At 36.3% G+C, this 5195-nt stretch carries 5 protein-coding genes and 2 pseudogenes; 4 read left to right on the top strand and 3 right to left on the bottom strand.

All coding sequences use genetic code 11. The features are described from left to right. Positions 1-182 precede the first annotated feature (182 nt). Together BCAMP_RS10735 and BCAMP_RS10740 are read right to left on the bottom strand one after the other, a co-directional pair. Positions 183-1395, bottom strand: a pseudogene (locus BCAMP_RS10735) (ABC transporter permease). Next, positions 1385-2131: an ABC transporter ATP-binding protein gene (locus tag BCAMP_RS10740; RefSeq protein ID WP_035315579.1), complete on the bottom strand. Its 747-nt coding sequence runs from the start codon at positions 2129-2131 to the stop codon at positions 1385-1387. The pseudogene BCAMP_RS10735 and the gene BCAMP_RS10740 overlap by 11 nt, the downstream one beginning before the upstream one ends. A gap of 152 nt (positions 2132-2283) precedes the next feature. On the opposite strand from BCAMP_RS10740, the gene BCAMP_RS10745 reads away from it, so the two are divergent. From BCAMP_RS10745 to BCAMP_RS10760, 4 genes are all read left to right on the top strand, one after another. Next, a complete protein-coding gene (locus BCAMP_RS10745; protein ID WP_035315581.1) occupies positions 2284-2715 on the top strand; it encodes an HIT family protein in 432 nt (143 codons plus the stop codon). Between the two features lie 28 nt (positions 2716-2743). After that, on the top strand, positions 2744-3097 hold the full coding sequence (locus tag BCAMP_RS10750; RefSeq protein WP_035315583.1) for a YtxH domain-containing protein: 354 nt from the start codon (positions 2744-2746) through the stop codon (positions 3095-3097). 153 nt (positions 3098-3250) lie between these two features. Continuing rightward, entirely contained in the window at positions 3251-3805 is a 555-nt protein-coding gene (locus BCAMP_RS10755) for a DUF3267 domain-containing protein (RefSeq protein ID WP_035315585.1), read from the top strand. Between the two features lie 106 nt (positions 3806-3911). Beyond that, positions 3912-4820: a peptidylprolyl isomerase gene (locus tag BCAMP_RS10760; protein ID WP_035315587.1), complete on the top strand. Its 909-nt coding sequence runs from the start codon at positions 3912-3914 to the stop codon at positions 4818-4820. A gap of 51 nt (positions 4821-4871) precedes the next feature. On the opposite strand, the pseudogene BCAMP_RS13980 reads toward BCAMP_RS10760, so the two are convergent. Continuing rightward, positions 4872-5195 (bottom strand): annotated as a pseudogene (locus tag BCAMP_RS13980) (transposase); the annotation flags it as partial.

A 5195-nucleotide genomic window follows, 5' to 3' on the forward strand; every position in this document is an offset into this window, starting at 1 on the left:
CGTTATTTTTGAAATCACCCAAGTTTAGGATTTAAATACGAGAGGATATAACAACATTTCTATTCAGTCTTATCATCTCGTATACAAAGTCACTGTACTAGCATTACAAAGAAAACGAAGTCTGTTTAGACTTTGTCTACAATCTGAAAGAGCCAGCTAAGCATAGCTGGCTCTTTTCTTATTTAAAAACTATCGGTCAATTTTTTTATTTTGCTTGGGGCATAAATGAAGTTGAAGAACAGGTAAAACAACAGTAATAACACATTCATCCATAACGCCGCACTAAAGTTAAAGGTGATAAAGACAACCGCGATAAACAAGACGGTTTGAATCGCCATCAAACTCCGTAACAACTGCACAAATGATCGACGGTAGTTTATCATCGGCACCGGATAAAGCAAACGCGTTGGATGTAATTCATAAAGTCGAATCATCGGCAGCATTTGAAACGCCGTTAAATAACTAAATAACAGCAAGACTAACACGGCCATAATCGTATTAGACATAAAAATCGTAATCAATAAGCCAATCAGCGTTAAACGAACAAATAACCCACTAAATTCATCCGTTCTAATAAAAGCACGACGCCATAAATACGTATAGGTGTTTTTTTTGTGCAAAAGAAATACCCTTATAACACCAATTAAGCCATTGCCGTTTTTTCGTTGTGTTTTTCAAATGCGGTACATCAGTGAACATATTAGCAAAACGATAAAAGCGATTTAAACGCGCTTCTTCTTTCGCAATTAACACATCCCATTTAATATAGCAGTGTGCACCGGCCTTTATCGTCCCTAACAAGACAGCTGCTGCTACTAATACTAAAAGGATAATCATCCACCAAACCGGGAATAAAACAACTAATGCCACAGTAGCGGCATTAACGAACCAGATAACGATGTTGCCTTTTAAGCGTTGTGGTTGCTTATGAATAAACCACCAAATCAGAATATTCCAGCCCTTAAGTAACGTTAAATACACCAGTATAACTAGCACTTGCCACCCAGTAAGCGGCATAACCTTTGTATACATCGGCAAAAGCACAATAAAAGCCACCCATACGAGCGGTAATTGCGTGAAAAAAGACGTCACAATTGCCTTCTTAAAATAGACCTTCATTCGTGTTTCCATCACTGTTAAGTAAACCATATCGGCTGCTTTTAGCAGTGTATTTACCTGCGTTAATGATAAAACAAGCACAAGTATCACTATCATAATTGGATTAACAGGAAAAGACGGACCTAATGTTTTAATCCATTGTGAATAATACAGACCAATAGCACCTAACATGAATACCATTACCAACACTAAATGGTCGTTGAAAATATACCGTAAATATTTCGTAATTTCTTTTAAATAATCGCTTAAGCGTTTTTGCCATAAATTATTTGCCATGAGCAGTTTCTTCCTTTGTTAATTGAATATAAATATCATCAAGAGAGGCATCCGGCATCGCAAAGGCCAATTGTAATTCTTGCAACGTACCCGCTGCTCTAATTTCACCCTCGTGTAAAATAACAAATTTATCACAATATTTTTCAGCGGTTGCTAAAATATGGGTCGACATTAAAATACCACAGCCTTCATCGCGTTTATCTTGTAATATTTGTAGGAGATTTGTAATCGCTAACGGATCAAGACCGACAAATGGCTCATCAACGACATACAGTTTTGGCTCCACTAAAAAAGCGCAAACGAGCATGACCTTTTGTTTCATTCCCTTTGAAAAATGATTAGGGAACCAATTAAGTCGTTTAGTCAGACGAAACATTTCTAATAACGGCATCATACGTGCTTTGATTTCTGCTTCCGTTAAGTTATAAGCCATCCCCGTCAATTCAATATGTTCTTTTAAAGTCAATTCATCATATAAAACCGGTGTTTCGGGAATAACGGCAAATTGTTGGCGGTATTCATCCGCTCCATCAAGCAGTTGTCGTCCGTTAATTTTAACCTCACCTTTTTGCTGTTGCATTAAACCAATCACATGTTTAATCGTTGTGCTTTTTCCGGCACCATTCAAGCCTATTAAACCGACTAATTCGCCAGCATTCACGTCAAATGAGATATTTTTTAAGACAGGATATTTCGTGTAGCCTCCAACGAGGTTTTTAATTTCAAGTAATGCCATTCTTCTACCTACTTTCTTCATAGTCATCTTTATCATAACAAAATTCATTTAAGAAAGACACAAACTTACATTCATTGTAAAAACTGTTAGACGAGCGTATTTTGTGGTAATCTATAGATAACACTAGTTCAATAGAAAGGCGTGAATTCCCCATGACAACAGATACAATATTCGGGAAAATTATCCGTAAAGAAATCCCATCTTACACCGTCTATGAAGATGATACTGTTTATGCATTTTTAGACTTATCACAGGTTACAAAAGGACACACTCTCGTTGTTCCTAAAAAAGCAACCACTAACATATTAACGGCCGATAGCGAGATAGCTAGTGCTGTCTTTGCTCGCATCCCTAAAATTGCTCGCGCGATTCAGGCAGCGTTTCCTGATTGTGAAGGCATGAACATATTAAGTAATGCCGGCGACATCGCCTCACAAAGCGTCTTTCATTGGCATGTTCACCTCATCCCTCGTTATTCAAAAACAGACGACGGCTTTGGCTTGAAATGGCAAGAACATGGTGAAGATTACACAGCCGAACAACTCACAGCGATTGCCTCTATCATTAAGCAATCAATCAATTAATAAAACTATTACTAAAGGAGAGTTACTTATGAAATCAAAATCATTAGTGTTAGGCTTAGTTATCGGTGCAAGTGCTTCGGCGATTGCAACCCTTTTCTTAGCTCCAAAAGCAGGTAAAGAATTACGTAACGATATTGCTGAACGATCAGTTAGCATGGGCGGCGTTTTAAAAGAAATTGCCTATAATGCCAACACGTTAACAGAACAATTAAAAACCTTCTCAACCGAAGGGATTGAAGTTGTTAAAGATGTTGTCGAAGAAATTGAGGAAGTCGTTGGTAACTGGAACAAAACAATTGAACCTGATAAACAACGCTTAAAAGATGAATTGAAAGATCTCCAAAAGACTGTCAGTGCCCTTGAAAAAACAGTCAAAGGTTAAGCTTAGCACCGCCCTTCGATAGCTCATAAAAAAGACAGAACCTCAAAATATCACTTTGACCTCATGAAACGTTTGTTTATGAGGTCTTTTTGTACTTGCTTTCAGTGACCAATCACGATAGAATACTGTTTGAAGTTAGAAAGGAGATATGGCATGCATTGCATCCGCTCTATTAAACATGAACAAGAAGAAAGTTTTTACCGTTTATTCATCGTATCTTTCCTTGTATTCATCACTGTCTTAAGTACGCTCATTATTACGCATCACCTATTGCTCGGAAATAACTATACGTACCAGTACCCATTAATCGGCTTTCTCATTTTATTACTAATCTATCCTTTCCATAAGTTATTTCATTACATCATCATGCCTGACAAACGAGAAATCTATCTTCAAATCCAGCGACACTTTGTTGTTGTTCCCTTTATCGAGGTAAAGTTAGACAAAGCAGTTCCAAAACGCCGTTACTTATTCGCTTTAATTACCCCATTTCTCACCATGTCGCTTCTTTGGTTATTAATTTATTATTATTATGATTTAAAGTCGGTCTATATGTATTTAGCCTTGGCGATACACTTAGCTATCTGTACAACCGATATTTATTGTTTTTTCACCTACTTGAAATTTCCCAACAACAGCTTTATTGAGGACTCTTCCCGTGGAGTTAGAGTTCTTATTAAAGATGAGTTTGATGACGAGTGGTCATAGTTTATTCATATTTAGTTAATAGTTATTTAATTTGTCTTTTCAGACCGTTCTTGATATGATAAATGTTGTAGACTAATTCAATTTACCTAAGGAGTGTGTCAAATTAATGAAATCAAAAATCAATTTAATGATTGGTAGTATTATTGTGCTTGTTGTCGCAGTAATTGTCCTTTCAGTGATGTTATTCTCAAACAGTAGCAGTGCTATTGTCAAAACAAAAAGTGGTAACGTAACAAAAACAGAACTTTACGATTATATGAAAGATGCATCGGGAGCAAGTGCTGTTGAATCACTAACATTCAAAACAATTTTAGAAGATAAATTTGGTTCTAAAGTTAAAAAAGCAACAATCGATGATCAAGTCGAAGCTTTACAAAAACAATACGGTGGTAAAGATGCTTTAGTTTCTGCCTTACAACAAAGTGGTATTACTTCAATCGCAGCATATAAAGATACATTACGCTTACAAGCGTTGCTTAATCAAGCAGCTCGTGATTATGTAAAACCTTCAACTAAAGAATTAAAAACTTTTTATGACAAAACATGGCAACCAGACTTCACTATCTCAAAAATCGTTTTAGCTGACAAAGATGCTGCAACAAAAGTCGCTAAAAAACTTAAAGATGGTGGCGATTTTGCTAAACTTGCAAAATCAGACTCTACAGACACAACAACTGGTGCTAACGGCGGTAAAACCGATCCTATCAGTGTAACTGCTGCACAAACAGCCTATGGTGATTTCTATGCTGACGTTTACAAACTTAAAGAAGGTGCTGTATCTGCACCAATCAAAACAAGTTCTGGTACTTATGAAATAATCAAGATGGTTAAAAAACCAGCTAAATCAACATTCGATAAAGACAAAAAAACGGTAACAGAATCTTATTACACTACTAAAGCAACTCAAGAAGCCCAAACTGCTGCATTGAAAAAACTTTACAAAGCTTCTGATGTTAAAGTGAAAGATTCTGACTTTAAAGATGTCTTTGCTTCATACAAATCATCAGACAAATAATATGCAAAAAAAACAGCCCACTGGGTTGTTTTTTTTTTGCATATTATTTTGTCAAATTAAGCTGGACAATTGCTCTTCGTTTACGTAACTCAAAAACACTTCCAATGGTGTCCGGTAGTTTAATGATTTCCTTGGTATGTGATTTCTTTTTGAAGCAACAGCTGAAACGAAGTTTTGGTTAACTTGGTAAAAGTCCAGCTTTTTTGGCAAGCCATTTCTACGTAAAATGCCGTTAGAATTTTCGTTTAGCCCGCGTTGTGAAGGTGTTCCAGTCTCTGCAAAAAAATAGAGCTCTCATTGGAGTTACTTATTTCTTTCCACAATCAAACGTGAGTGATTTAAACATGTTTTTGAGAATAGATTGTAAACAATCCG

The sequence above is a fragment of the Brochothrix campestris FSL F6-1037 genome (assembly GCF_000525915.1).
Taxonomy (GTDB): Bacteria; Bacillota; Bacilli; order Lactobacillales; family Listeriaceae; genus Brochothrix; species Brochothrix campestris.